This window comes from Mycobacterium sp. E3198 (genome assembly GCF_001667015.1).
GTDB lineage: Bacteria > Actinomycetota > Actinomycetes > Mycobacteriales > Mycobacteriaceae > Mycobacterium.
Genome location: NZ_LZIS01000157.1, coordinates 1 through 26,851, shown reverse-complemented (window position 1 = coordinate 26,851; position 26,851 = coordinate 1). Strand labels below are relative to the sequence as shown.

25 protein-coding genes and 1 pseudogene are annotated in these 26,851 nt (G+C 70.2%); 13 read left to right on the top strand and 13 right to left on the bottom strand.

What is annotated here, in order from left to right:
* Positions 1 to 111 precede the first annotated feature (111 nt).
* The 9 genes and pseudogenes from A5673_RS17390 to A5673_RS17350 form a co-directional block, all read right to left on the bottom strand.
* Positions 112 to 1,453: pseudogene (locus A5673_RS17390) on the bottom strand (hypothetical protein); the annotation flags it as partial.
* Positions 1,450 to 2,112: a DUF6084 family protein gene (locus A5673_RS17385; RefSeq protein ID WP_068234884.1), complete on the bottom strand. Its 663-nt coding sequence runs from the start codon at positions 2,110 to 2,112 to the stop codon at positions 1,450 to 1,452. The gene A5673_RS17385 and the pseudogene A5673_RS17390, both read right to left, overlap by 4 nt.
* Complete coding sequence (locus A5673_RS17380; RefSeq protein WP_068234882.1) at positions 2,109 to 2,747, bottom strand: DUF5947 family protein; 639 nt, start codon at positions 2,745 to 2,747, stop codon at positions 2,109 to 2,111. The genes A5673_RS17385 and A5673_RS17380 overlap by 4 nt, the downstream gene beginning before the upstream one ends.
* A complete protein-coding gene (locus tag A5673_RS17375) occupies positions 2,744 to 3,625 on the bottom strand; it encodes a NifU family protein (RefSeq protein ID WP_068234880.1) in 882 nt (293 codons plus the stop codon). The genes A5673_RS17380 and A5673_RS17375 overlap by 4 nt, the downstream gene beginning before the upstream one ends.
* A 3-nt stretch (positions 3,626 to 3,628) precedes the next feature.
* Positions 3,629 to 5,428, bottom strand: a complete 1,800-nt coding sequence (locus tag A5673_RS17370; RefSeq protein WP_068234878.1) for a nickel-dependent hydrogenase large subunit — start codon at positions 5,426 to 5,428, stop codon at positions 3,629 to 3,631.
* A 50-nt stretch (positions 5,429 to 5,478) separates the two neighbouring features.
* Positions 5,479 to 6,534 (bottom strand): hydrogenase expression protein HypE, encoded by a 1,056-nt coding sequence (locus A5673_RS17365; protein WP_068234875.1) that lies wholly within the window; start codon positions 6,532 to 6,534, stop codon positions 5,479 to 5,481.
* 286 nt (positions 6,535 to 6,820) lie between these two features.
* On the bottom strand, positions 6,821 to 7,591 hold the full coding sequence (hypB, locus tag A5673_RS17360; protein ID WP_068235010.1) for a hydrogenase nickel incorporation protein HypB: 771 nt from the start codon (positions 7,589 to 7,591) through the stop codon (positions 6,821 to 6,823).
* Positions 7,592 to 7,619: 28 nt separating this feature from the next.
* On the bottom strand, positions 7,620 to 7,955 hold the full coding sequence (locus A5673_RS17355) for a hydrogenase maturation nickel metallochaperone HypA (protein WP_068234873.1): 336 nt from the start codon (positions 7,953 to 7,955) through the stop codon (positions 7,620 to 7,622).
* A gap of 43 nt (positions 7,956 to 7,998) precedes the next feature.
* On the bottom strand, positions 7,999 to 9,108 hold the full coding sequence (locus tag A5673_RS17350) for a HoxN/HupN/NixA family nickel/cobalt transporter (protein ID WP_068235008.1): 1,110 nt from the start codon (positions 9,106 to 9,108) through the stop codon (positions 7,999 to 8,001).
* Positions 9,109 to 9,276: 168 nt separating this feature from the next.
* Here A5673_RS17350 and A5673_RS17345 point away from each other — a divergent pair, with 168 nt between their 5' ends.
* Positions 9,277 to 9,687: a Fur family transcriptional regulator gene (locus A5673_RS17345; RefSeq protein WP_369806495.1), complete on the top strand. Its 411-nt coding sequence runs from the start codon at positions 9,277 to 9,279 to the stop codon at positions 9,685 to 9,687.
* Between the two features lie 172 nt (positions 9,688 to 9,859).
* Here the strand turns inward: A5673_RS17345 and mtr are convergent, their stop codons facing one another.
* Both mtr and A5673_RS17335 read right to left on the bottom strand, forming a co-directional pair.
* A complete protein-coding gene (mtr, locus tag A5673_RS17340; RefSeq protein WP_068234871.1) occupies positions 9,860 to 11,239 on the bottom strand; it encodes a mycothione reductase in 1,380 nt (459 codons plus the stop codon).
* A 2-nt stretch (positions 11,240 to 11,241) separates the two neighbouring features.
* Entirely contained in the window at positions 11,242 to 12,249 is a 1,008-nt protein-coding gene (locus tag A5673_RS17335) for an alpha/beta hydrolase (protein ID WP_068234869.1), read from the bottom strand.
* A gap of 81 nt (positions 12,250 to 12,330) precedes the next feature.
* Here A5673_RS17335 and mqo point away from each other — a divergent pair, with 81 nt between their 5' ends.
* The 8 genes from mqo to A5673_RS17295 all read left to right on the top strand — a co-directional run bounded on the left by mqo (position 12,331) and on the right by A5673_RS17295 (position 23,012).
* Positions 12,331 to 13,818, top strand: a complete 1,488-nt coding sequence (mqo, locus tag A5673_RS17330; protein ID WP_082958796.1) for a malate dehydrogenase (quinone) — start codon at positions 12,331 to 12,333, stop codon at positions 13,816 to 13,818.
* Positions 13,815 to 14,285 carry a GNAT family N-acetyltransferase gene (locus A5673_RS17325; protein ID WP_068234867.1) on the top strand — a complete coding sequence of 157 codons (471 nt, stop codon included), beginning with the start codon at positions 13,815 to 13,817 and terminating at the stop codon, positions 14,283 to 14,285. Before mqo ends, A5673_RS17325 begins: the two co-directional genes overlap by 4 nt.
* Positions 14,282 to 16,177, top strand: a complete 1,896-nt coding sequence (locus tag A5673_RS17320) for a magnesium chelatase subunit D family protein (RefSeq protein ID WP_068234865.1) — start codon at positions 14,282 to 14,284, stop codon at positions 16,175 to 16,177. The genes A5673_RS17325 and A5673_RS17320 overlap by 4 nt, the downstream gene beginning before the upstream one ends.
* Positions 16,178 to 16,188: 11 nt before the next feature.
* A complete protein-coding gene (gene cobO, locus A5673_RS17315) occupies positions 16,189 to 16,803 on the top strand; it encodes a cob(I)yrinic acid a,c-diamide adenosyltransferase (protein ID WP_068234862.1) in 615 nt (204 codons plus the stop codon).
* 82 nt (positions 16,804 to 16,885) lie between these two features.
* A complete protein-coding gene (locus A5673_RS17310; RefSeq protein WP_068234860.1) occupies positions 16,886 to 18,280 on the top strand; it encodes a cobyrinate a,c-diamide synthase in 1,395 nt (464 codons plus the stop codon).
* Positions 18,281 to 18,368: 88 nt separating this feature from the next.
* Positions 18,369 to 19,565, top strand: a complete 1,197-nt coding sequence (cobA, locus tag A5673_RS17305; protein ID WP_068234859.1) for a uroporphyrinogen-III C-methyltransferase — start codon at positions 18,369 to 18,371, stop codon at positions 19,563 to 19,565.
* Positions 19,566 to 19,598: 33 nt separating this feature from the next.
* Positions 19,599 to 21,191, top strand: a complete 1,593-nt coding sequence (locus A5673_RS17300; RefSeq protein ID WP_068234857.1) for an MFS transporter — start codon at positions 19,599 to 19,601, stop codon at positions 21,189 to 21,191.
* 63 nt (positions 21,192 to 21,254) lie between these two features.
* Positions 21,255 to 23,012, top strand: a complete 1,758-nt coding sequence (locus A5673_RS17295; RefSeq protein ID WP_068234855.1) for a proline--tRNA ligase — start codon at positions 21,255 to 21,257, stop codon at positions 23,010 to 23,012.
* 4 nt (positions 23,013 to 23,016) lie between these two features.
* On the opposite strand, the gene A5673_RS17290 is transcribed toward A5673_RS17295, so the two are convergent.
* Both A5673_RS17290 and A5673_RS17285 read right to left on the bottom strand, forming a co-directional pair.
* Positions 23,017 to 23,463, bottom strand: coding sequence for a ferritin-like domain-containing protein (locus A5673_RS17290; RefSeq protein ID WP_068234853.1), 447 nt, complete (start codon positions 23,461 to 23,463; stop codon positions 23,017 to 23,019).
* 13 nt (positions 23,464 to 23,476) lie between these two features.
* Positions 23,477 to 24,013 (bottom strand): hypothetical protein, encoded by a 537-nt coding sequence (locus tag A5673_RS17285; RefSeq protein WP_068234851.1) that lies wholly within the window; start codon positions 24,011 to 24,013, stop codon positions 23,477 to 23,479.
* 194 nt (positions 24,014 to 24,207) lie between these two features.
* Here A5673_RS17285 and rimP point away from each other — a divergent pair, with 194 nt between their 5' ends.
* The 4 genes from rimP to A5673_RS30645 form a co-directional block, all read left to right on the top strand.
* Positions 24,208 to 24,747, top strand: coding sequence for a ribosome maturation factor RimP (rimP, locus tag A5673_RS17280; protein ID WP_068234849.1), 540 nt, complete (start codon positions 24,208 to 24,210; stop codon positions 24,745 to 24,747).
* The gene (gene nusA / locus A5673_RS17275; protein WP_068234847.1) at positions 24,744 to 25,787 is read left to right on the top strand and encodes a transcription termination factor NusA; all 1,044 of its coding nucleotides are present in this window, start codon (positions 24,744 to 24,746) and stop codon (positions 25,785 to 25,787) included. Before rimP ends, nusA begins: the two co-directional genes overlap by 4 nt.
* 51 nt (positions 25,788 to 25,838) lie before the next feature.
* Positions 25,839 to 26,189, top strand: a complete 351-nt coding sequence (locus A5673_RS28530) for a YlxR family protein (protein WP_197518408.1) — start codon at positions 25,839 to 25,841, stop codon at positions 26,187 to 26,189.
* A gap of 74 nt (positions 26,190 to 26,263) precedes the next feature.
* Positions 26,264 to 26,851 (top strand): translation initiation factor IF-2 N-terminal domain-containing protein (locus tag A5673_RS30645; RefSeq protein ID WP_369806494.1); only part of this gene is annotated, 588 nt, incomplete at its 3' end.

The window sequence follows — 26,851 nt, the reverse complement described above, 5'->3', positions numbered from 1 at the left end:
GCTACATCCGCCTCAATTTCAGGTAGCGGCGGGCATCGGGGATCGACACCAGCCCGAGCACGAATCCGATCGCGACCACCAACGCGATGATGGCGATGAATATCCAACCCAGGACTTCCATTTCGAACTCCTTTCACGTCGCGGGTTGCGAGGCTTCGAGTGGCTCCACTTCGTCGGGGGAGAAGTAGAGATAGCGTCCGTACCAGTCGTGCAGCTCGGCGGCGAGGTCGTCGTCGACGACGACCGCGACGTGCTTGTTGCCCTCGACGTCCTCATGCACCGACGTGACGCGGGCGGTCTTGCCGGCGACGAAGATGTCCTGGGCGTCGGCGTTGCGCCGCGGCCGCAACCGGACCCGGCTGCCCCGCGCGACCCGGATTCCGTTCACCAGGACCGCGTCGACCTCGGGGCGAACGGCGTTGTCGGCCAGCGGATCCCACCAATCGATCCCGTCGGGGATTTCCGGGACGAGGCCCGAGATCGCGTGGGGATCGCGCAGCACCCCGTGCAGGCGCGCCATCGACTCGGGCGACATGGCGTCGCACTGGTCGATGATCCGCGCCGCCCTCGGATCGGTGGCCCGCGCCTGGGACTTCTCCTCGTCGGTCATCGTCATCACGCGCAGCGTGAGGATCTCGTCGATTTCCGTGCAGTCGTACAGGGCGGTGTTGCTCTGTTCGGCGACCTCGGGGTGGTCGTAGAGGATGATCGGCGAGATCAGCAGGATGTCGCGGGTGCCGGCGGGCCCCGCCAGCACGGGGAAGCACCGGTGCCGGCCGCACCGCGATACCGCGGCGGCCGCGCCCGGCGGCGGCTCGAGCAGCGAGACGAACTCGCCGCCAACGACTTCGGCGATGACGTGAGTGCCGATCATGGACCGGGCGATGGCGTCGTGTTTGTCGCGGGCCGCGTCGCCGACGTTGCCGACCCGGATCGACACCCGGCGCAGGTCGCCGTCGGGCCGGCTGGCGACCGTCAGCACGCCGAGCACCTCCCGCCGGTGGCGCACCAGCCGTCCGCCGGCCAGCAGCTCGACCTCCGTGCCCTCCGCGGCCGTCACCGGCAGCGTGCACGGCTCGTCGTCGAGGGCGAGCGGCCCGAACGACACCTCGCATTCGACCGCCTCGTCCCAGGTCAGCCACGACCCGGCGGGGGTGGTCAGCTCGTCGACCGGCTCGAACTCGCCATGGGCGAACTCGCGTTCCGCCCGGCGGCGCTGCAACTGCAAAAACCGCACCACCAGCGTCAGCGCCCGGGCGCCCTCGACCAGGAAATCCGCCGCCATGCTGTCGTCCTCGCCCAGGCCAGCCGCCGCGGCCCCGGGTGGGCCCAAAACGCCAAACTGCCAACGCGACTGGTTCTTGCTCGACGTCCCGCGGTACGGGTAGAGCAGATAGCCCTCGTACAGCACCGCGTCGGCGACGGCGCGGGCCCGGTCCCACCCGGAGGTCACCGGGCCTCCTCCCGGTCGGTGCCCAGCAGCGAGGTGACCGCGTGGTCGAGGTCGAGCATGCCCCGCGCCGACTTGAACGAGGCCAGCGCCGCGATGGTTTCGTGGCTCAGCCGCACCCAGCCGGTGTTCGGATAGTGCTGCGCGATCAGGTCCCGCCACACCGTGACCGGCATGTCGTAGCGGTACTCGCAGTCCCACGGCACCTGCTGGACCGAGAAGCCCCGTTCGGACTTGACGAAAATGGTTCCGCTGAAGAGGAACTGGAGGGGAAGCGCACCGTCGCGCAGCGCGTGCAGGTACTTGGCGGCGGCGACCTCGAAGTCGTAGGTGCAGTCCAGCGGCAACGCGACCGTGGTGTTTCCGGCGAAGCCCGGCACCATCGCGGTGGCGTGCTGCCACAGGAAGGTGCGCTGGGTGGCGGCCCAGCGTTCGCGGGGCCCGAACAGGTCGAGCAGGCCGGCCGCCTCCGCCTCCGAGTAGGAACGGCGCAGCGGCTCGATCCGGACCTGGCAGCGCAGGGCGATCGCGTGCACCGGGTCCGTGAAATCAGGGCCGCCGGCGGCGACGCTGACCCGCGCGGTCAGCACCGGGCTCACCGAGTACGGTTCGGGCGCCACGTCGAGCACCGCGAAGTTCACGTCCATGTGCTCTGTCGTCATGGCGGTGTCTCAACCGCGCGGGCCTTGATGTCGGCGAAGAAGCCGTCGATGAAGGCCCGCGCCTCCTGGCCCCCGTCGAACCCCCGCCACATCATGCGCAGTCGCCCGACGAACTCGTAGCAGGCGTCGATCGGGACGAGATAGCTTTCCGGCTCGGCGTTCTCGGCTTCGTTCTCGGGGACCCGCACCAGCAGCGCCTCGACGTCGTCGGCCATCAGCGCTGCCCGGGGGTCGGCGCCGCCGACGGCGTTCCACGAGTCCAGGTCGAGTTCCGATTCGGTCGCGCCGGCCGGGCCGGGGTAGAAGGCCACCGTGCGACCCAGCTCGGAGTTGGTGAAGAAAAAGGCGACGCCGACCGGGATCTGCAGCGCCTCCCACGCGCGGCGGTCCAGCGCGAAGGCCGGGAACGCCAGATAGCGGTCCGGCACCGCGCGATAGCGCAGCTCGGCCGCCGCATCGGTGAACAGCAGATAACAGGCCCGGCAGACGCACATCAACTGGCGCGCGGCCACGTTCACCACGTGCTGGTGCTCGTCGGCGATGAGCTCGGAGCACATTTCACACCGTTCGCCCGCCGGCTCCGGGGCCGTCCGGTTGCTGCGGATCCGGTTGAGCACGTCGAAGGGAGTGGTCATGCCGGGGCCCCCATCGGTTCGGCAAGTGCCACCGACGGCACCCCGTCGCGGAGCAGCAGGGGCAGGGGCTCGAGGTGCGCCCCGTCGGGGCCGGCGCCCGCGTGCGTGACGTCGAATTGCGTGCCGCAGCGCGGGCAGCCCAGCAGCGCCTCGCGCAGTTGCGCCCCCGCCAACGTGTCGTCGCACACCGGACAGCGGTCGCGGTAGGCCAGCGGCAGGTCGCCGACCCGGCACACCAGCAGCGGGGTGCCCGAAACCAGGAACCCCGCCACGTCGCCGGGGGCGAGGTCGCCCACCTCGGGGACGGGATGCCAGCCCGCGGCGTGCCCGTTCGATTTCACGTGCGCCATCAGCGACTCGGCCGGGATCACGCCGGCGGCCTGCTCGGCGCGGGCGGTGACCACCTCGATCGACGAGATCTCCGGCGCGGCCGCCCGGACGGCGTCCTCGACCGCCAGCTCGAGCGTCACCGCCGACGACGGGCAGCTCTTGCAGCTGCCGGTGAACGCCAATCTTGCGGTGTCGCCGTCGATCTCCAGCAGGTCGACGTCGCCGCCGTGCGAGCCGAGGTAGGGCCGCACCCGGTCCAGCGCGTCGGAGACCCGCCGGTGCATGTCGTGCGGGTGCAGCCCGTGGACCAGGAGCAGGCTGGCCACCAGGTCGTCGGCGGCCAGCCGCTCGGCCAGACCGGCGTCACCCGCCCGCAGGATCCGTTCCAGCCCGGCCCCGTAGAGCCCGACCACCTCGCGGACCAGCTGGTGGGCGCGCTCATACGCGGCGGTCCCACTCGCGGCGCAGGAATCCAGCAGTGTCTGGATTCGATCGCCCGCCGTGCGCCATTGCGTGTCGTTCTCGGGGCTGTTCGGGCGATCGGCCATGCCTTACTCCCCGACGGGTGACTGGGTCGGCGTGTGCAGTCTGTCCAGGGTCTTGCCCTTCCCCAGGTACATGTGCACGCCGCACGGCAGGCACGGGTCGAAACTGCGGACCGTGCGCATGACGTCGATGCCCTTGAAGTTGTCCCGGCCGTTCTCCTCGAAGATCGGCTGGCCCTGCACCGCGTCCTCGTAGGGGCCCGGCGTGCCGTAGCTGTCGCGCGGGTTCGCGTTCCACGGGGTGGGCGGGTAGGGGTGGTAGTTGGCGATCTTGCCGTCCCGGATCACCAGGTGGTGGCTGAGCACGCCGCGCACCGCCTCGGTGAAGCCGCAACCGATGGCCTCGTCGGGCACCTCGAAGCGCTCCCACGTCTTGGTGCGCCCGGCGCGGATCTCCTCGAGCGCCTTCTCGGCGAAGTGCAGCGCGCACGCCGCCGCGTAGGCCTGGAAGTAGGTGCGCGCCCGGTCGCGTTCGATCGTGTTGCTGCCGTACTGGGGCACCTTCCACTCCAACTCCACCGGGGGTTTGAGCGCGGTCTTCGGGAGGTTGATCTTGACGCTGTTGCCGGTGGCCTTGACGTAGCCGATGTCGACCAGCCCGGCAAGCGCGGTGGCCCACAGCCGCGCCAGCGGGCCGCCGCCGGTGTCCAGCGCCAGGTGGTCCTGGCCGTCGAACCAGCGCGGCGACATCACCCAGCTGTACTTGCCGCCCTCCAAATCCCGCTTCTGCGGGTGGGGGTTGGTGTGCTGGTTCCACGGGTGCCGCCGGTCCACCGCGTTGCCCAGCGGATCGGTCTTGACGAACATCTCCTGATCGGTCCAGTCGTCGTAATACGAACTGCCCAACAGGATCCGGATGCCGAGGTTGATGTCCACCAGCGAGTGGGTGACCAGCTTGCCGTCGACCACCACGCCCGGGGTGACGAACATCGCGTTACCCCAGCGCTCCATGTCCTTGTAGGCGAAGTTGCACACCTCGGGGTCCTGGAAGGAGCCCCAGCAGCCGAGCAGGGTCCGGCGCAGCCCGACCTTCTCGTAGCCGGGCAGTGCGGTGTAGAAGAAGTCGAACAGGTCGTCGTGCATCGGCACGACCTTCTTCATGAACTCGACGTAGCGCATCAGCCGCGTCATGTAGTCGGTCATCAGCTGGATGGTGGCGACGGTGCCGACCCCGCCGGGGTACAGCGTCGACGGGTGCACGTGGCGGCCCTCCATGAGGCAGAACATCTCTCGCGTCCAGCGGCTGACCGCCAGCGCCTCGCGGTAGAACTCGCCGCTGAAGGGGTTGAGCGAGCGCATGATGTCCGCGATCGTCCGATAGCCGTGCGCGCCGGCCTGCGGCGCCGGCGTTTTCTCCGCCAGCGCGAGCACGCTGGGGTTGGTCTCCGAGACCATCTTTTCGCAGAAGTCCACGCCGACCAGGTTCTCCTGGAAGATGTTGTGGTCGAACATGTATTCCGCGGCCTCGCCGAGGTTGACGATCCACTCACCGAGGTGCGGCGGCTTGACGCCGTACGCCATGTTCTGCGCGTAGCACGAGCAGGTGGCGTGGTTGTCGCCGCAGATGCCGCAGATGCGGCTGGTGATGAAGTGCGCGTCGCGAGGATCCTTGCCCTTCATGAAGATCGAGTAGCCGCGGAAGATCGACGAGGTGCTGTGGCACTCGACGACCTCCTTGTTCTCGAAGTCGATCTTGGTGTAGATGCCGAGGCTGCCCACGATCCGGGTGATCGGGTCCCACGCCATGTCGACGAGTTGGCCGGGCTCGCGCTTCGCGGTGGTCGGCTCGGGGACGATAGTTGTCATCGCAGTGTCTCCGTCTGAAGTGAGGAGAAGCGCGCCGACCTGGCAGCGAACTACCAGGTGCGGCGGGCTCCGGAGGTGAGTTTGTCGCCGTTGTGGCGCCAGCGCGGCTCCTTGTCCACCGTGCGCGCCGTGACGCCCCTCAGGTTGCGGATCACCGACCCGTAGAGGCCCGAGGCGGTGGTGGAAACCTTGCCGCCCGGCGGCTCGTCCATGAACGGCATGAACTTGTCCGGGAAGCCCGGCATGGTGCATCCGATGCAGATGCCGCCGACGTTCGGGCAGCCACCGACACCGTTGATCCACCCGCGCTTGGGCACGTTGCATTTCACGACCGGTCCCCAGCAGCCAAGTTTGACAATGCATTTGGGCGACCCGTACTCGGTGGCGAAATCGCCCTGCTCGTAGTAGCCCGCGCGGTCACACCCTTCGTGCACGGTGTTGCCGAACAACCACTTGGGGCGCAGCGCGTCGTCGAGCGGGATCATCGGTGCCTGACCGGTCGCCATGTAGAGCAGGTAGGTCAGCGTCTCCGACAGGTTGTCCGGGTGGATCGGGCACCCCGGCACGCAGACGATCGGGATGCCCGCCTTGCTCTTCCACTCCCAACCGAGGTAGTCGGGAACCCCCATCGCCCCGGTCGGATTGCCGGCCATCGCGTGGATGCCGCCGTAGGTGGCGCAGGTCCCGACCGCGACGACGGCGGTGGCCTTGGGCGCCAGCCGGTCGAGCCACTCGCTGGTGGTCATCGGCTGGCCGGTGGCCGGGTTGTTGCCGAACCCGCACCAGTAGCCTTCGTCCTTGATCTTCTCGTTGGGAATGGATCCCTCGACGACGAGCACGAAGGGCTCGAGCTCGCCGCGATCGGCTCTGAAGAACCACTCGAGGAAGTCATCCGCCCCCCCGTTGGGTCCACATTCGAAATCGATCAGCGGCCAGTGCACGGCGACCTTCGGCAAGCCCGGAAGCGCGCCGAGGGCTATCTCCTCGACGCTGGGCTGGGTGGCGGCAGTCAACGCCACCGAATCACCGTCGCAACTGAGCCCCGCATTGATCCATAGAACATGGATCAATGTTTCTTCTGCTTTGACTGCCGCTTCAGTTGGCATGACGCAGCTTTCCGGAGCCGGGCTGGATGCTCCTACGCCGCCGGAGTCGACCGTCGGCCCACTTGCGCAGCGCTGATTTTGGGTCTACTCCCGCCGCACACGGTTGTCAACGGTCGTCAGTTTGCCGGCAAATGCACATATGTCCCATAGGGTGGGTCCGGCGGCGATTGCCGTTGGCCGACAACGGAGTACGGCGGTCGGCGGCGTTCTCAGCGAACCCGTGAGCGAGCCTAACGAAGGGCCGGAAAACCTCGAACCGTCATGCGAGTGACTCGCAGGAGCCCGGTCACTCGTCGGAGCCGGTGGCGAATCGCCGCAGCCAGCCGAACCAGGCTCCCATGCCGGCCCCGGTGCGCGCGCTGACCGGGAGTATCTCCGCGGTGGCATTGACCTCGCGCACGTGCGCGATGTAGGAGTCGACGTCGACGTCGAGGTGGGGAACCAGATCAATCTTGTTGAGCAGCACCACATCCACCGAGCGGAACATCACCGGGTACTTCAGCGGCTTGTCCTCGCCCTCGGTCACCGAGTAGACCATGGCCTTGGCGTGCTCGCCGACGTCGAACTCCGCCGGGCAGACCAGGTTGCCGACGTTTTCGATGATCACCAGGTCGAGATCGGGCAGGTCGAGGCCCGGCAGCGCGCGATTGACCATCGGCGCGTCGAGGTGGCATTCGCCGCCAAACCCGTTGCTGGTGTTCAGCAGTGACACCTGCGCGCCTCGACCGCTGAGCTTGGCCGCATCCAGGTCCGTGGCGATGTCCCCCTCGATCACGCCGATCGCGAATTCGCCGGCGAGCTCGTCGAGCGTTGCCGCCAGGATGGTGGTCTTCCCCGATCCCGGTGAACTCATCAGATTGAGTGTGCGGATCCCGTTGCTCTCGAAGGCCGCCCGGTTGGCGTCGGCGAGAACGTCGTTTTCGGCGAAGATCGCCTCGAGCACGTCGATGCGCTGCCTGCCCGTCCGGTAGGAGCTGTGGTCGCCGTGCTCGTGGTCGGGGTGATCGTGCTCGTGGGTGTGCACGGTGCCGTCGTCGTGGCGATGAAATCTACCCATGATCAAGTCCATTCCCACGGAGCGCTTGTCACGAGACGTCCAACGACGTCACCAGGAATTCGTTGCCGCGCAGCACCTCGACGTCGGGGCTTTCGCACCGCGGGCACCAGATCGACCAGGCCGACGTGATCTCGGATTGGCGGCCGCACGAACGGCAGCGCACCTCGGCGGCGACGCACTCGAGCTCCAGCTCGGCGTCCGGCATGTCTTCGGAGTCGCGGACCAGCGTCCAGCAGAACGACAGCGATTCCGGCACCACCTGGCGCAGCGCCCCGATCCGCACCCGCACGACGTCGACGTGCCGCCCGTCGGCGTGCGTTTTGACCAGGCCGGCGATCGCCTCGCACAAGGACAGCTCGTGCATGGCACTGTTCTACACCTTGATGGCGTCTCCACCGATTCGCCCGTCAGCTCGGGGCCGAACTCCACTTTTCCTCGATGCGGGCGTAGCGCCAGACGAGCAGGGCGACCGCCCAGGTCGCGGCGAACATGCCGACGATGACGAACCCGACGGTGTTGAGGTCGAGGCCCCCCAGCCAGCGCCAGAACGGACCGCGCCAGCCCAGTTGGTCGGCGAACAGGCCGAGGAGTTCGACGGTCCCGATCAGCAGGGCGACGGCCACCGAGAGCCCGGTGATGGTGATGTTGTAGTAGATCTTGCGCACCGGGCTGGCGAAGGCCCAGCCGTAGGCGAAGTTCACGAACGACCCGTCGATGGTGTCCAGCAGGCACATGCCGGCGGTGAACAGCACCGGCAGACACAGGATGGCGTACCACGGCAGGCCGGCCGCGGCGCTGGTGCCCGCCAGGACCAGCAGCGCGATCTCGGTGGCGGTGTCGAACCCCAGCCCGAACAGCAGCCCGACCGGATACAGGTGCCAGGACTTGGTGATCGACGTGGTGAACCGACCGAGGAATCGGTTGACCAGGCCGCGGTTCTGCAATTGCCGTTCGAGTTCGGTTTCGTCGTATTCGCCGCGACGCAGCCGCCAGAACACGCGCAGGATGCCCACCAAAACGATGACGTTGAGGATGGCGATGAGATACAGGAACACCCCGGAGACGCTGGTGCCGATGAGGCCGGTGTAGTGATGCAGCGCCGAGGAGTCGTCCTCGACCGGCCCGGCGACGGCCCTCACCCCGGTCGCGAGCAGCAGCGCCAGCGCGAAGACGACGGTGGAGTGGCCCAGCGAGAAGAAGAAACCGACGGCCAGCGGGCGCTGCCCGTCGCTCATCAGCTTGCGGGTGGTGTTGTCGATGGCGGCGATGTGGTCGGCGTCGAAGGCGTGCCGCATGCCCAGGGTGTACGCCGTCAGCCCGACGCCGACGCCAAACGCCTTGCCGCCGAGGCTGAATCGCTCCGGACCGACGATCAGCACCAGGGTGATCCAGCCGACGAGGTGCAGGGCGGCGATCACCGCCACCATCGATCCCAGCCGCCACCACTCGGCCGGCGCGAGCGCGCCCCGAAGCCGGGTCAGTCGTGATGGCCGCCAGTCCAACTCCGTACTGGCCACTGGCACGACATTAGGGGCCGCCGCGCGCCATATGCAAGTCGATTGCAGGAACCGCCCCGGCCCGAGTTGGGCCGAAAACTGGCGATCGCGGGTATCGGGCGCGACACTGAACGGGTGAGTTCCCACGCGCCGGTGCTGGACCCGGCCGTCGCCGAACGGATCGGTGACATGCTTCGGGCCCGCGGGCTGCGGCGGATGGCGTCGCGGATCCAGGTGCTGGCGGTCCTCGAGCCGGTCAACGGGCACCTGCCGGTGGCGGAGATCCACCAGCGGGTGCGCGAATGCCTGCCGCCGGGCAGCCAGCCGCCCGACGTCGCGACCATCTACCGCACGGTGACCACGCTGGTCGACCAGGGGGTGTTGCACGCGCTGACCCTCGACGGCGGCGTCGCCACGTACGGGCTGGCCACCGCGCCGCACCACCACGCGGTGTGCACGCAATGCGGCTCGATGATCGAGGTGCCCGCCCGCCAGCTCAGCTCGGCGCTCGAGCACGCGATGGCGGGCAGTTCGTTCGCGCTGTCGGAGGCGGCCGGCCTGACGCTGCGCGGCCTGTGCCCGCAGTGCCAAAGCGGCTGACAACGGCCGACAACGGCTGACAAAGGCGCCACTACGCAGAGTGTGAATCGAGGGCTTTCGTTGTGAATCCCGGGCGGGAAACCGGCCCGAATCCCGCCCTACCCGCACACTGATAGCCGCCAGTTCACACCCAAGGCCGTCAGTTCACCCGCGGCCTGTCGGCTAAACGCCGCTAGCGCAGGCCCAGTAGGGCGTTCTCGACCACCTCGGGCAGCGCCGGATGAATCCAGTACTGGCCGCGCGCCATCTCCGCGGCGGTCAGCCCGAAACTCATCGCCTGGATCAGCGGCTGGATGATCGACGACGCCTGGTGGCCCATGATGTGCGCCCCCAACAGGCACCCGCTGTTGCGCTCGGCGATGAGTTTGACGACGCCGGTGGTGTCCTCCATCGCCCAGCCGTAGGCGACGTCGGCATAGTCCTGCACCGCGACCGAGATGTCGAATCCGCGCGCGATGGCCTGGTTTTCGGTGAGGCCGACGGTCGCCAGCTGGGGATCGGTGAACACCGCCGACGGCACGAACCGGTGGTCGGTCTCGGCCATCGAGTCGGTGTCGTCCCAGTCGCCCAGCAGGTTGTGCTGCACGACGCGGGCCTCGTGGTTGGCGACGTGCTTGAGCTGATACGGCGACGAGACGTCGCCGAGCGCGAAAACGCCACGCGCCGAGGTGCGTTGGTACTGGTCGACCACCACCCGGCCGTTCTCGACCTCGATGCCGGCCTGTTCGGCGTCCAGCAGGTCGCCGTTGGGCAACCGGCCGGTCGCCACCAGCAGCACGTCGGCGTTCAGGGTGGAACCGTCGTCGAGCTCGAGGGCGACGCCGGAGCCGCGGTTGGCGGCGCGCGCGACCATCCGGTGGGTGCGCAGCTCCCATTTGCGCGAGGCGATGCGGGTGAACCGTTTGCAGATGGTGTCGTCGAAGTGCCGCAGCAGCGTGGAGCCCCGGACGACCATCGTGACCCGCGCCCCGAGCGCGGAGAAGACGTGCGCGAATTCCGTTGCCACAAAGCCGCTTCCGATGATCACCAGGTGCTCGGGCAGCTCGGGGATGCGCATGATGGTGTCGCTGGTGTGGTAATGCACGTCCGACGCGAGGATGGTCGAGGGGATGATCGGCCGCGAGCCCGCCGCGACCACCACCTGATCGGCGGTGAATTCTTCGCCCGCATCGGTGCGCAACAGGTATCGCCCGTCGGATTGGACCGGTCGGAACCGGGTGTGCCGTTCGTACAGGTCGACATTGGGCAGCGAGCGGCGGTATTCCTCGCCGCTCATCGAGATCGGGTCGATGCGTCCGAAGACGCGCGAGACGATCTCGTCCCAGCGCACCCCGTCGATGTGCGCGTCGACGCCATAGCGGGCGGCGCCCCGGACGCCGGCGGCGACGTCGGCGGCATAGACGAACATCTTCGTCGGGATGCACCCGACGTTGAGGCAGGTGCCGCCGAACGTGCCGTGCTCGCAGATGGCCACCCGCTTGCCCGCGTAGCGTTCGTCGAGAATGGTGTTGCCGGAACCGGTTCCGATGATGGCGATGTCGTAGGTTTCCATGCTCAGCCGCTTACCCCCTCCGCGATGCCGAGGTAGTCGTTCAGCCACAGGTCCAGCCGGCGATAAGCAACCTCGCGCGGCTCCGGCAACGACAAGAACACGTCGTGTTTGGCGTCGGCCACCGGGACGACGGTGGTGCGGTTGCCGATGCAGCCGGCCCACCGCGCGATCTGGGTGACGTCGAGCACCGCGTCGCCGCGGTGCATGGCGTCGGCGTCGTCGGATTCGGCCACGCTGTGATCCGACCGCAGGATCAGGTTCGGCACGCCGACCTCGAGCCCCCGATGCAGCCGCGCGTGGCCGCGGCGGATGGCGTGCAGCCAGCCGAACGTGATGGGGAAGCCGCCGACCGGCTTCCACTGCAGGTCGTAGTCGAACTCGCCGTGGTAGTCGCGGTGCAGCGTGGTGCCGTAGCCGCCCTCGGTGGGGGCCCGGACCACCCCCTTGGAGCGCACCCGGGACAGGCCGGCGATCAGCGCCGACGTCAGCGACAGCCGCAGCAGCGCCGGGCCGTGCAGATCCAAAAACGGGCTGTTGAGCACCAGGCCGCGGATGACGGCATGGGCGTCGGGATCCCGGCGGCGCAGGCGGTCCAGCCACAGCGACACGATCAGCCCGCCCGAGGAGTGGCCGTACACCAGGACCTCGGCGGGCCGGCCGGCGGGGGCCTGCTCGCGGATGGCCGACAGGGCGTGTTCGAGTTCGGCGTCGTAGTGGGCGAGGTCGGTGATGAAGTGCGGGGTCTGGCCGTCGCGGCGGGACCGGCCGCACTTCTGGAGGTCCAGCGCATAGAAGGCAAAGCCACGGTCCGCGAAGTGATCGGCCAGCGCCGTGTTGAAGAAGTAGTCGGTATAGCCGTGCACCGCCAGCACCGCGTGGTGGTCGGCGCCGGTCGGTTCACCGCGCCGGATCAGGGTGGCCACGATGTCGCCCTCGCCGGCGGGATCCGCGCCGAGCGGGATGGTGCGCTGCCAGTAGCCGGGCAGCACGTCGGGCACCCAGCCAGTCACGAGGCCAGCTTAGAGGTTTTGCTGGCGACGGGTGGGCCGCACGTCGCGAGTGCCCGGATCGCGTCGGGATAACCTGGGACGGTGTCAGGGCAGGCCAGAACCGCACCGACCGATGTCGTGCTGGTGGGCGCCGGCATCATGAGCGCGACGCTGGGTGCGTTGCTGCGGCGGCTGGAGCCGGACTGGTCGATCACCCTTGTCGAGCGGCTGGACGCCGTCGCCGCCGAAAGCAGCAGCCCCTGGAACAACGCCGGCACCGGCCACTCGGCGCTGTGCGAGCTGAATTACACCCCGCAGCACCCCGACGGCTCGATCGACATCACCAAGGCGGTCCGCATCAACGAGCAGTTCCAGGTGACCCGCCAATTCTGGGCCTACGCGGCCGAGAACGGCATCCTGACCGATCGCGGGTTCGTCAACCCGATCCCGCACGCCAGCTTCGTGCGCGGCGCGCGGGGCGTCGACTACCTGCGCCGGCGCCGGCGCGCGCTGGCCGACAACCCCCTCTTCGCGCGCACGGAGCTGATCGACGACGCCGGTGAGTTCGCGCGCCGGCTGCCGTTGATGGCCGCGGGGCGCGACTTCTCCGAGCCGATCGCCCTCAACTGGGCCGCCGACGGCACCGACGTCGACTTCGGTGCGCTGGCGCGCCAACTCATCGCCTTCTGCGTGCGCGGCGGCACCACCGCGCTGTTCGGGCACGAGGTCCGCGGCCTGACGCGCCAATCCGACGGCCGCTGGGAGCTGCTGGTCCGCAACCGCCGCACCCGCGAAAAGCGCCGCCTGCACGCCAAGTTCGTCTTCGTCGGCGCCGGTGGGGACGCGTTGCCGCTGTTGCAGCGGTCGGGCATCGGCGAGGTCAGGGGCTTCGCCGGCTTCCCGATCGGCGGCCGGTTCCTGCGCGCCGACCACCCGGCTCTCACCGCCGCGCACCGCGCCAAGGTGTACGGGGCGCCGGCGCCGGGCGCCCCGCCACTCGGCGCGCTGCACCTGGATCTTCGGTTCGTCAACGGCAAGTCGTGGCTGGTGTTCGGGCCGTACGCCGGCTGGTCGCCAAAGTTCTTGAAGCACGGGCACTTCACCGACCTGCCCCGCTCGATCCGGCCGGACAACCTGGTATCGATGCTCGGTGTCGGGATCACCCAGCTGACACTGCTCAACTACCTGATCGGCCAACTGCGCCTCTCCGAGCCCGACCGCGTGCGGATGCTGCGCGAATTCGTGCCCAGCGCAGTCGATTCCGACTGGGAGCTGACGGTGGCCGGCCAACGCGTCCAGGTGATCCGCCGCGACAAGCGCAAAGGCGGGGCGCTCGACTTCAACACCACCCTGCTCAGCGCCGCCGACGGCAGCATCGCCGGGCTGCTGGGCGGCTCCCCGGGGGCGTCGACCGCCGTGCCGGCCATGCTCGACGTGTTGCAGCGGTGCTTCGCCGACCGCTACGACTCGTGGCTGCCCGCGCTCAAGGAGATGGTGCCGTCGTTGGGGGTGCAGCTGTCCCGGGAGCCCGCGCTGTTCGACGAGGTGTGGTCGTGGGGCACCAAGGCGCTGGCGCTGGAGGCCTCATGAGCGAATCGCTGCGCCGCGCCTGGTCCAAAGACCTGGACGTCCCAACCCTTTACGAGCTGCTCAAGCTGCGGGTGGAGGTGTTCGTCGTCGAGCAGGCCTGCCCCTACCCGGAGCTCGACGGTCGCGACCTGCTCGCCGAAACCCGGCACTTCTGGCTGGAGACGCCCGACGGCGAGGTGATCTGTACGCTGCGGCTGATGGAGGAGCACGCCGGGGGCGAGAAGGCCTTCCGCATCGGCCGGCTGTGCACCAAGCGCAGCGCCCGCGGCCAGGGCCACACCACCCGGCTGCTGCGCGCCGCGCTGGCCGAGGTGGGCGACTACCCGTGCCGCATCGACGCGCAGACGTACCTGGCGGACATGTACGCCCAACACGGATTCGTCCGCGACGGCGACGATTTCGTCGACGACGGCGTGCCCCATGTGCCGATGCTGCGGCCGGGCTCCGGATTGGCGCAGCAGCCGTGAGGCCGTATCCGTTCAGCGCGATCGTCGGGCAGGACCAGCTGCGGCTCGCCCTGCTGCTGTGCGCCGTGCGCCCCGAGATCGGCGGGGCGCTGATCCGGGGCGAGAAGGGCACCGCCAAGTCGACGGCCGTGCGCGGGCTGGCCGCGCTGCTGTCGGCCGCCACCGGGGAGGGCGCGCTGGTCGAAATGCCCTTGGGCGCAACCGAAGACCGGGTGATCGGCTCGCTGGACCTGCAGCGGGTGCTGCGCGACGGCGAGCATGCGTTCTCCCCGGGGCTGCTGGCGCGCGCGCACGGCGGGGTCCTCTACGTCGACGAGGTCAACCTGCTGCACGATCACCTGGTCGACGTGCTGCTCGACGCGGCGGCGATGGGCCGCGTCCACATCGAGCGCGACGGCATCTCGCATTCGCACGAGTCGCGGTTCGTGTTGATCGGCACGATGAATCCCGAAGAGGGCGAGCTGCGCCCGCAGCTGCTGGACCGGTTCGGCCTGACCGTCGACGTGCACGCGTCGCGCGACGTCGACGTCCGGATGCAGGTCGTCCGGCAGCGCATGGCCTACGAGGCCGACCCCGACGCGTTCGCGCTGCGGTACGCCGACGCCGACGCCGAACTGGCCCGCCGGATCGGCGCGGCCCGCGGCCTCGTCGACGACGTGTCGTTGCCCGACAACGAATTGCGCCGCATCGCGGCGCTGTGCGCGGCGTTCGACGTCGACGGCATGCGGGCCGATTTGGTGGTGGCCCGCACCGCCGTCGCGCACGCCGCGTGGCGCGGCGCCACGCTCGTCGAGGAGCAGGACATCAGGGTGGCGGCCGAATTGGCGTTGCCGCACCGCCGCCGCCGCGACCCGTTCGACGACCCCGGCATCGACCGTGAGCAGCTGGACGAGGCCCTGGCCCGGGCCGGTGCCGGCGACGACCCGCCACCCGACCCCGACCCCGACCCGCCCGGCGGCGGACAGGCCGCGGATGGGGTTGAGCAGCAAACCAATTCACAGCCGGCGTCGAGGCCACAGCCGCCGCACTCGGATGGCGACGACCCGCTGCGCCCGGCTTCGCCGCGCTTGCGATCGTCGACGAAGCCCAGCGCGCCGCCGTCCGCCACGTTCCGCACCCGGGCGCTGACCGTGCCCGGGATCGGTGAGGGCGCGCCGGGCCGGCGGTCGCGGGCCCGCAACGCCTCCGGCAGCGTGGTGGCGGCCGCCGACGCGGGCGACACGAGCGTCGGCGCGCACGGGCTGCACCTGTTCGCTACGCTGCTGTCGGCCGCCGAGCGCGCCGGGGCCGGGCCGTTGCGGCCGGAGCCGGGGGACGTGCGCCGGGCCATCCGCGAAGGGCGCGAAGGCAATCTGGTGATCTTCGTCGTCGACGCGTCGGGCTCGATGGCCGCGCGGGACCGCATGGCCGCGGTGAACGGCGCCACCCTGTCGCTGCTGCGCGACGCCTATCAGCGCCGCGACAAGGTCGCGGTCATCACGTTCCGCGGCCACGGCGCGCGGCTGCTGCTCCCGCCGACGTCGTCGGCGCACATCGCCGGGCGGCGATTGGCCCGCTTCGACACCGGCGGCAAGACCCCGCTGGCGGAGGGCCTGCTGGCCGCGCGCGAGCTGATCGTCCGGGAAAGGGCCCGCGACCGCGCGCGCCGACCCCTGGTCGTGGTCCTCACCGACGGCCGGGCCACCGCCGGGCCGGACCCGTTGGGGCGCACCCGGATCGCGGCCGCGCGCCTGCTCGCCGAGGGGGCCGCCGCGGTGGTCGTCGACTGCGAGACGTCGTATGTGCGGCTGGGTTTGGCGCGCCGGCTCGCCGACGAGCTCGGCGCCCCGGCGGTGCGGCTGGAGCAGTTGCGCGCCGACCACTTGACGCAAGCTGTGCGCAGCGTGGCCTGAGGTAAGCATCGATGCCGCAAGGACAACCGCTCGAAGTGCCCGATGACGGCCTGACCACCCGCGCGCGGCGCAACACGCCCGTGCTGGCGGTGCACACGGGCCCGGGCAAGGGCAAGTCGACGGCGGCGTTCGGAATGGCGTTGCGGGCGTGGAACGCCGGCCTGCGGGTGGCCGTCTTCCAGTTCGTCAAGAGCGCGAAGTGGAAGGTGGGCGAGGAGGCGGTGTTCGCCCGGCTCGGCGATCTGCACGACCGGGACGGGATCGGCGGAGAGGTCGAGTGGCACAAGATGGGTGCGGGCTGGTCGTGGAGCCGCAAGGCCGGCAGCGACGTCGATCACGCCGCGGCGGCGGCCGACGGCTGGGCCGAGATCGCGCGCCGGCTGGCCGCGCAGCGCCACGACTTCTACGTGCTGGACGAGTTCACCTACCCGCTGAAGTGGGGCTGGGTCGACGTCGACGAGGTGGTGGACGCGCTGCTGGCCCGGCCCGGCCAGCAGCACGTGGTGATCACCGGGCGCGACGCCCCGCCGCGGCTGGTCGGGGCCGCCGACCTGGTCACCGAGATGACCAAGATCAAGCACCCGATGGACGCCGGACGCAAGGGACAGAAGGGCATCGAGTGGTGAGCGTCCCCGCCTCCCCCCGCGAGGGTGCGCAGAATGACACGCTACGCGGCGTGTCGCCGTGCAGACACGCACGCTCGCGGGGATGGGTGGGGCCGTGACCGGCGTTCCCGCGGTCGTCATCGCCGCACCCGCGTCGGGCAGCGGAAAGACCACCGTCGCAACGGGATTGATCGGCGCGCTGCGCGCGGCGGGCCACCGCGTCGCGCCGTTCAAGGTCGGCCCCGACTTCATCGACCCCGGCTACCACGGCCTGGCCGCCGGGCGGCCCGGCCGAAACCTCGACCCGGTGTTGGTGGGGGAGGGGCTCATCGGCCCGCTCTATGCCCACGGCACCGGCGGCGCGGACATCGCCGTGATCGAGGGCGTGATGGGGCTGTTCGACGGGCGGATCGGATCGACCGCCCCCGCGACCGGTTCCACCGCGCACGTCGCCGGCCTGCTGGGCGCCCCGGTGATCCTGGTGGTCGACGCGCGCGGCCAGAGCCACAGCATTGCCGCGCTGCTGCACGGCTTTTCGACGTTCGACGCCGCGACCCGGGTGTGCGGCGTCGTTCTGAACCGGGTCGGGTCGGCCCGGCACGAGCGGGTGCTGCGGCAGGCCTGCGAACAGGCCGGCGTCCCGGTGCTGGGCGCCATCCCCCGCACCGCCGAATTGGAGCTGCCGACAAGGTATCTCGGGCTCATCACGGCCGTGGAGCACGGGCGGCGCGCCCGGGACGCGGTCGAGGCGATGACCGCGCTCGTCGCGCGCCACGTCGACCTGCCCGCCGTGGTGGCGGCCGCCCGGTGCGGGACCGCCGACCGGCCGTGGGACCCCGCCGCGGCGGTGGGCGGGGCGTCGGGCGCGCGCGTCACCGTCGCCATGGCCGGCGGCAAGGCCTTCAGCTTCGGCTACGCCGAGCACGCGGAACTGCTGCGAGCCGCCGGCGCCGACGTGGCCGAGTTCGACCCGCTCGCCGACGCGCTGCCCGACGGCACCGACGCCGTGCTGCTGCCCGGCGGCTTCCCCGAACAGTTCACGGCGGAGCTCTCCGCCAATCACGTTGTGCGGACACAGATCAGCGAACTGGCCGCCGCCGGCGCGCCCGTGCACGCCGAATGCGCCGGGCTGATCTACCTGGCCTCCGAACTCGACGGCCACCCGATGTGCGGGGTGCTCGCCGGCGCGGCGTGGTTCACCCCGCACCTCACGCTGGCCTATCGCGACGCCGTCGCGGTGGCCGATTCGCCGCTCTACGCGACTGGCCAGCGCGTGGTCGGGCACGAATTCCACCGCACCGCGGTCGCTTTCGCCGAGACCTACCCGCCGGCGTGGGTGTATCGGGGCGGTGACGTGAATCCCGTTCGGGACGGCGCCGTGCACGCCGGCGTCCACGCGTCGTACCTGCACACCCACCCGGCCGCGACGCCGGGGGCGGTGGCGCGCTTCGTCGCCCACGCCGCGACGGCGCGAGGGCGCTCACGGGCCAACAACTAGGACAACGGTGTCGACCCGTCCCCCAGCTTCGCGGGGGTGCCCCCAGCGCCGGCTCCGCCGCGCTGGCGATCGCCACTAGGCTTGCCCGGTGACCGAGAACGCCTACCTGGCCGGATTGCGGCTGGCCGGCAAGAAGGTCGTCGTGGTCGGCGGGGGGACCGTCGCTCAGCGCCGATTGCCGCTGCTGATCGCCAGCGGCGCGGACGTGCACGTCATCTCCCGGTCCGCCACCCCGGCCGTCGAGGCGATGGAGGGAATCACCCTGTCCGTGCGCGAATACCGCGACGGCGACCTGGACGGGGCCTGGTATGCCATCGCCGCCACCGACGACGCGCAAGTGAACGCGGCCGTCGTCGCCGAGGCCGAACGCCGCCAGACCTTTTGCGTCCGGGCCGACATCGCCGTCGAGGGAACCGCGGTGACCCCGGCGACTTTCAGCTACGCCGGCCTGTCGGTGGGGGTGCTGGCCGGGGGCGAGCACCGGCGGTCCGCGGCGATCCGCTCGGCCATCCGCGAGGCGTTGCAGCAAGGTGTCATCACGGCCGAGAGCTCCGACGTGGTGCGCGGCGGGGTGGCGCTGGTCGGCGGCGGCCCCGGTGACCCCGAGCTGATCACCGTGCGCGGCCGCCGCCTGCTCGCCCAGGCCGACGTCGTGGTCGCCGACCGGCTCGCGCCGCCCGAGCTGCTCGCCGAGCTGCCCCCGCACGTGGAGGTCATCGACGCGGCCAAGATTCCGTACGGGCGGGCCATGGCCCAGGACGCGATCAACGACATCATGATCGAGCGGGCCCGGTCCGGGAGCTTCGTGGTGCGCCTCAAGGGCGGCGACCCCTTCGTGTTTGCGCGCGGCTATGAGGAGGTGCTGGCGTGCGCCGAGGCCGGCATCCCGGTGACGGTGGTGCCGGGTGTGACAAGTGCCATAGGCGTGCCCGCTCTGGCGGGCGTCCCGGTCACGCATCGGGCGATAAATCACGAATTCGTGGTGGTCAGCGGGCATGTGGCGCCGGGCCACCCCGAATCGTTAGTAAATTGGGATGCGCTGGCCGCGATGAGGGGGACCATCGTTTTGCTGATGGCGGTCGAACGCATCGAGCTTTTCGTCGACGTGCTGTTGGATGGCGGCCGACCTGCGAATACGCCGGTCCTGGTCGTCCAGCACGGAACAACGGCAGCTCAGCACACGTTGCGGGCCACCCTCGCCGACACGCCGGAGAAGGTTCGCGCGGAGGGGATTCGACCTCCCGCGATCATCGTGATCGGGGCCGTCGCGGCGTTCGGCGTTTAAAAGGATCTTAAGATTACTGTAAGGTAACCCATTATGACGGCTCTCAACGACTCAGAGCGCGCGGTCCAGAACTTGGCATCCGTACGCCCCGATCGTCCGGCCCCGGTGCGCGCAACGCCGCCGGCGGAGGCCGCCTCCTCACGGATCAGCAGGTATTACCCCGCGTGGCTGCCGTCCTGGCGCTTCATCGCGGCCGTGATCGCGATCGGTGGCATGCAGTTGCTGGCGACCATGGACAGCACGGTCGCGATCGTCGCGCTTCCTAGGATCCAGAACGACTTGAGCCTGTCCGACGCCGGCCGGAGCTGGGTCATCACCGCGTACGTGCTGACCTTTGGCGGGCTGATGCTGCTCGGCGGGCGCCTCGGCGACACCATCGGGCGCAAGCGCACGTTCATCGTCGGCGTCGCGCTGTTCACCATCTCCTCCGTGCTGTGCGCGGTCGCCTGGGACGAGGCGACCATGGTCATCGCCCGGCTGCTGCAGGGCATCGGGTCGGCCATCGCGTCGCCCACCGGCCTGGCGTTGGTGGCGACCACCTTCCCGAAGGGGCCGGCGCGCAACGCCGCGACGGCGGTGTTCGCCGCGATGACCGCCGTCGGCTCGGTGATGGGCCTGGTGGTCGGCGGGGCGCTGACCGAATTCTCTTGGCGGCTGGCGTTTTTGGTCAACGTGCCGATCGGGCTGGTGATGATCTACCTGGCCCGCACCGCCCTGCGGGAAACCAACAGGGAGCGGATGAAGCTCGACGCCACCGGCGCCCTGCTGGCCACGCTGGCCTGCACCGCCGCGGTGTTCGCCTTCTCGATGGGCCCGGAAAAGGGCTGGATCTCGCTCACCACCATCGGCTCGGCCGCGGTGGCGATGGCCGCCGCGCTGGCCTTCGTCATCGTCGAGCGCACCGCCGAGAACCCCGTGGTCCCGTTCGGCCTGTTCCGCGACCGCAACCGGCTGGTGACGTTCGCCGCGATCTTTTTGGCCGGCGGGCTGATGTTCAGCCTGACCGTGTGCATCGGCCTGTACGTGCAGGACATCCTCGGCTACAGCGCGCTGCGCGCCGGGGTCGGCTTCATCCCGTTCGTCATCGCGATGGGGATCGGCCTGGGCGTGTCGTCCCAGCTGGTGTCGCGGTTCTCGCCGCGGGTGCTGACCATCGGCGGCGGGCTGCTGCTGTTCTGGGCGATGATCTACGGCTCGTTTTTGATGCACCGCGGCGTGCCCTACTTCCCGAACCTGGTGGCGCCGATCGTCGTCGGCGGGATCGGGATCGGCATCTGCGTGGTGCCATTGACCCTGTCGGCGATCGCAGGTGTCGGTTTCGACCAGATCGGCCCGGTGTCGGCCATCGCGCTGATGCTGCAGAGCCTGGGCGGGCCGCTGGTGCTGGCCGTCATCCAGGCCGTGATCACGTCGCGCACGCTGTACCTGGGCGGCACCACCGGCCCGGTGAAGTTCATGAACGACGCGCAACTGCGCGCGCTGGACCACGGCTACACCTACGGCCTGCTGTGGGTGGCCGGCGTGGCCGTCATCGTCGGTGCCGCGGCGCTGCTGATCGGCTACACCCCCGAGCAGGTGGCCCACGCGCAAGAGGTCAAAGACGCGATCGACGCCGGCGAGCTGTAGCTCCCGGCCGGTAATACCCAGCGATTTTCGGCCGGCGACCGCCCGCCATTAGGCTGGCCCGCTGTGATCACCCGGATGTCCGAGCTGTTCCTGCGCACCCTGCGCGACGACCCCGCCGACGCCGAAGTGCCCAGCCACAAACTGCTCATTCGGGCCGGGTACGTCCGGCCCATCGCACCCGGGCTGTACAGCTGGCTGCCCCTGGGCTTGCGGGTGCTGCGCAAGATCGAGCGGATCGTGCGCGACGAGATGACCGCGATCGGTGGGCAGGAGATCCTGTTCCCGGCCCTGCTGCCGCGCGCCCCCTACGAAGCCACCAACCGGTGGACCGAGTACGGCGACGGGGTGTTTCGGCTGCAGGACCGCCGCGGCAGCGACTACCTGCTGGGCCCCACCCACGAGGAGCTCTTCGCGCTGACCGTCAAGGGCGAATACAGCTCGTACAAGGACTTTCCGCTGCTGCTGTTCCAAATCCAGAACAAGTACCGCGACGAGGCGCGGCCGCGGGCCGGCATCCTGCGCGTCCGGGAGTTCCTGATGAAGGACTCCTACTCGTTCGACATCGACGACGCCGGGCTCAAGGCCGCCTATCACGCGCACCGGGAGGCCTATCAGCGCATCTTCTCCCGGCTGCGAGTGCGCTACGTCATCGTGTCCGCGGTGTCGGGCGCGATGGGCGGCAGCGCGTCCGAGGAATTCCTGGCCGAAAGCGAGGTGGGCGAGGACACCTTCGTGCGCTGCCTGGAGTCCGGGTACGCGGCCAACGTCGAGGCGGTCATCACCGCGCGCCCGGAGGCGCTGCCCATCGACGGGCAGCCCGAGGCGGTGGTCCACGACACCGGCGACACCCCGACGATCGCCACCCTGGTGGAATGGGCGAACACGGCCGACGGGGCTGGTCTTGGCCGCACCGTCACCGCGGCCGACACGCTGAAGAACGTCCTGCTCAAGGTCCGCCGGCCCGGCGGGGAGTGGGAGCTGCTGGCCATCGGGGTGCCCGGCGACCGCGAGGTCGACGACAAGAGGCTGGGTGCGGCGCTGGAGCCGGCCGACTACGCGCTGCTCGATGACGCCGACTTCGCCAGGCATCCGTTCCTGGTGAAGGGTTATATCGGTCCGAAAGCCTTGCGCGAGAACGGTGTCCGCTACCTCGTCGACCCTCGGGTGGTCGACGGCACCAGCTGGATCACCGGGGCCGACGAGCCCGGCCGGCACGTCGTCGGGCTGGTTGCCGGCCGGGATTTCACGGCCGACGGCACCATCGAGGCCGCCGAGGTGCGCGACGGCGACCCCTCCCCGGACGGCGCCGGCCCGCTGGTGTCGGCCCGCGGCATCGAGATCGGCCACATCTTCTCACTCGGCCGAAAGTACACCGACGCCTTCACCGTCGACGTCCTCGGCGAGGACGGCAAGCCGGTGCGGCTGACCATGGGCTCCTACGGGCTCGGGGTGTCGCGGATGGTGGCCGTCATCGCCGAGCAGCACCATGACGAGCTCGGCCTGCGCTGGCCCTCGGCCGTCGCGCCGTTCGAAGTGCACCTGGTGATCGCCAACAAGGACGCCGAGGCCCGCGCCGGGGCGACCGCGCTGGCCGCCGACCTGGACCGGTTGGGCGTCGAGGTGCTGCTCGACGACCGGCAGGCCTCGCCCGGGGTGAAGTTCAAGGACGCCGAGCTGCTGGGCGTCCCGTGGATCGTCGTCGTGGGGCGCGGCTGGGCCGACGGCGTGGTCGAACTGCGCGACCGCTTCGGCGGGCAGACCCGCGAGCTCTCCGCCGGGGCGTCGCTGGCCACGGACCTCGCGGCGGCGGTCAACGGCTAGAGCGCTACTCGTTGCCGCCCGGGAAGCCCGTCGTGATGGGCCAGGCGCCCAGCACCCGGTTCCACCGTGCGGCCATCACCGCGCTCTGGGTCAGGGCCGTCGAGGCGAACGCCCGGTCATCGGCGGTCTCGGCGTGCTCGATGACGGCGCGCCACGCCGTCGCGCCGTCGTTCTCCATCCGCGCCGCCAGCCGCGCCGCGTCCGCCGCGCTGCCCACCACCATCGGCAACTGATAGCCGGGGGCGGCGACCGGCGCGTTGACCTTGCGCGCCGCCAGCATCGCGATGGTGTCGTCGCGGCGCTGCCGGTGCTGGAGCAGGGCCTCCACCACCATGCCGTTGACGCTGGGGGGCGTCAGCGCGGACACGATGCCGTAGCCGTAGATCGTCGAGTGTTCGACGGCCAGCGCGTCGCATAGCGCGGCGTTGTCGGCGTCTTTCCCGGACGTCATATCGAGGCGACCGTCATATCGACGGGCCCCCGGGCACCAGCGCCACCTGGTAGGAGGCCGTGCACGACGCGGCGATCGACGCCAGCAGCCCCGACCGGTAGCCCGACTCGGTGGTCACCAGGCGCCCGGCGCTCTCGGCCGACGCGCGCAGCGAGTCGATCACGTCGGACACCGGCGGCGGGGGCGGTGGCGGGCCCGGCTCGGCCTGACTGGAGCCGGTGCTCGGCGGGGTCGTCTCGCTCGAGGAGGACGTGAGCTTGCCGGCGGCCCGCGCGATCTCCGTGGACAGGGCGCGGGCATGCGCGGCGCGTTGGGAGGCGACCACGGTCAGCGCGGCCGCGATCTGAGGCGCGACGCCGACGGCCGCGGCGGCGGCACCGGCGAGCGCGCTGTCCTTGCGGGCCTGGTCCAGCGGCCCCAGCAGGTTCTCGACGGCGGGCGGCTTGGGCGGGGACTCGCCGCAGGCGGCTGCGACCACCCCGAACGCAGCAAGGGCCGCGGCACCGGCGAGCACGCCCCGCCTGTTGGTGACGGGTACTGCGCTAGGCACGACAACATCCTGCCATCGGCGGGCCCGGTCATGCCGCAGGGCAGGTCCGGGGACGTCGGCCCTGCGGCGATCACGGCGTCATCGGCGATTCCTGGCGTATCGTGGATAGCTGACTGAAGACCGGAAGCCGCCCGAAGCCACCCGGGTGGTGACATCCGAGGAATGACCGGACAACTCAAGATGAGGAGCTCGCCGTGACCACCGGGCTACCTTCGCAGACGCAGGTGATCGAGCTACTCGACGGTGAGTTCGCGCGCGCCGGTTACGAAATCGAAGACGTGGTCATCGACACCCGGGCGCGGCCGCCCCGGATCACCGTGATCGCCGACGGCGACGACCCCCTGGACCTCGACACGGTAGCCACCCTGTCGCGTTCGGCCTCCGCTTTGCTGGACGGCCTGGACAACACCGCGGAGCGCTATGTGCTCGAGGTGAGTTCGCCCGGTGTGGATCGCCCCCTGACCAGCCCGAAGCACTTCCGCCGCGCCCGCGGCCGCAAGGTCGAGCTCGCGTTGTCGGACGGATCGCGGCTGACCGGCCGCCTCGGCGAGACCCGCGACGACGCGGTCGCCCTGGTCCTCCGCGCGGGCAGGGACTGGACCGTGCGCGACATCCCGTTCGCCGAGATCGTCAAAGCTGTTGTGCAAGTTGAGTTTTCGCCCCCGGCTCCCGCGGAGCTGGAGCTGGCTGGGGCGGTCAGGGGTCGGCCCGATGGAACGGAGGCCGGAGCATGAACATCGACATGGGCGCGCTGCACGCGATCGAGGTGGACCGGGGCATCTCGGTCAACGAGCTGCTCGAGACCATCAAGTCCGCGCTGCTGACCGCGTACCGGCACACCCAGGGCCACCAGATGGACGCGCGCATCGAGATCGACCGCAAGACCGGCGTCGTGCGCGTGATCGCCTGCGAGACCGACGAGGACGGCAACGTCATCAGCGAGTGGGATGACACCCCCGAGGGTTTCGGGCGCATCGCCGCCACGACCGCGCGCCAGGTCATGCTGCAGCGATTCCGGGACGCCGAGAACGAGCGGACCTACGGCGAGTTCTCCACCCGGGAGGGCGAGATCGTCGCGGGCGTCATCCAGCGCGACAGCCGCGCCAACGCCCGCGGGCTGGTCGTGGTGCGGATGGGCACCGAGACCAAGGCGTCCGAGGGCGTCATCCCGGCCGCCGAGCAGGTCCCCGGCGAAAGCTACGAGCACGGCAACCGGATCCGCTGCTACGTCGTCGGCGTGACGCGCGGGGCCCGCGAGCCGCTGATCACGCTGTCGCGCACCCACCCCAACCTGGTGCGCAAGCTGTTCTCGCTGGAAGTCCCCGAGATCGCCGACGGATCGGTGGAGATCGTGGCGGTGGCCCGCGAGGCCGGCCACCGCTCCAAGATCGCGGTGCGCTCGAACGTTCCCGGGCTGAACGCCAAGGGCGCCTGCATCGGCCCGATGGGACAGCGGGTCCGCAACGTGATGAGCGAGCTGTCCGGGGAGAAGATCGACATCATCGACTACGACGAGGACCCGGCCCGCTTCGTCGCCAACGCGCTGTCGCCGGCCAAGGTGGTCTCCGTGTCGGTCATCGACCAGACCGGCCGGGCGGCCCGCGTGGTGGTACCCGACTTTCAGCTGTCGCTGGCCATCGGCAAGGAGGGCCAGAACGCCCGGCTTGCCGCGCGGCTCACCGGGTGGCGCATCGACATCCGCGGGGATTCCCCGGGGCACGCCGAGAGCCAGGCCGAACACGGCGCCGCCCACCCGGTGGCGCACGACCGCTAGGCGCGGCTTCGGGCGGTTCTGACCTCCGGCCAAGGGACGCTAGACTAGCTCGTGATCCAGCGCGAGCCTTCGGTCTTGGCGCACAGAAGCACTGATGGTCCGGTGCGGACGTGTGTGGGGTGCCGAAAGCGAGAGCTGGCCGCCGAACTGCTTCGAGTGGTGGCTGTGTCGACGGGGAACGGCGAATACGCCGCGATCGTTGACGACAGGAGTAGCCTGCCGGGGCGGGGTGCATGGCTGCATCCCGTGCCACAGTGCGTGCAACAGGCGATTCGGCGGCGGGCTTTCACCAAAGCGTTGCGCATCACCGGTCCACTGGACACATCCGCGGTGGTCGAGCACGTTGAGTGCACGACTCGCCCGGCAACAGAAGAGGCAGCAAAGAACATGAGCACACCGTGAAGTCCCGATGACAATGCGTCATAGCTAAACCCGAGGCGCGGCCCACTGCTGTCGCCTCATAGACAGGAGATGTAGTGGCAGGTAAGGCCCGCGTACACGAGTTGGCTAAGGAACTCGGTGTCACCAGCAAGGAAGTCCTCGCCCGGCTGAATGAACAGGGCGAATTCGTCAAATCCGCATCGTCGACGGTAGAGGCGCCGGTCGCTCGCCGGCTGCGCGAGTCCTTCGGGGGCGGCAAGCCGGCGCCCGCCAAGGCCGCCAAGGGTCCGGACAAGTCGCTGGACAAAGCCCTCGACAAGGCGATCAGCAAGCCCGCCGGGAACGGCGAAGCGGCACCCTCCGCGCCCGCGCCCGCCAAGCCCGCCGCCGGCGGGGTGGCGGCCGTCGTGCCGGGCGAAGCGCCCGGGCGCGGCCCACCGGGCCGTGGCGCCCCGGGGCGGGGCGCCGGCGGACGCGGGATGGGCCGGTCGACGGGCTGCGCCGACGAGAACGGGTTGTTGCCGACGCGCGGGGTGCGGACCCCCGGCTTCGGCATCGGGCCGGGACGCGGACCCGGCATGCCCGGTTGCGGGGCCTGGCCGGGCGTCGGATTCCAGCAGCTCGCGGTCCTCGTCCTCGGGGCTGACGACCTGGACGACGTAGTTCATCTCGCTGCCCAGCAG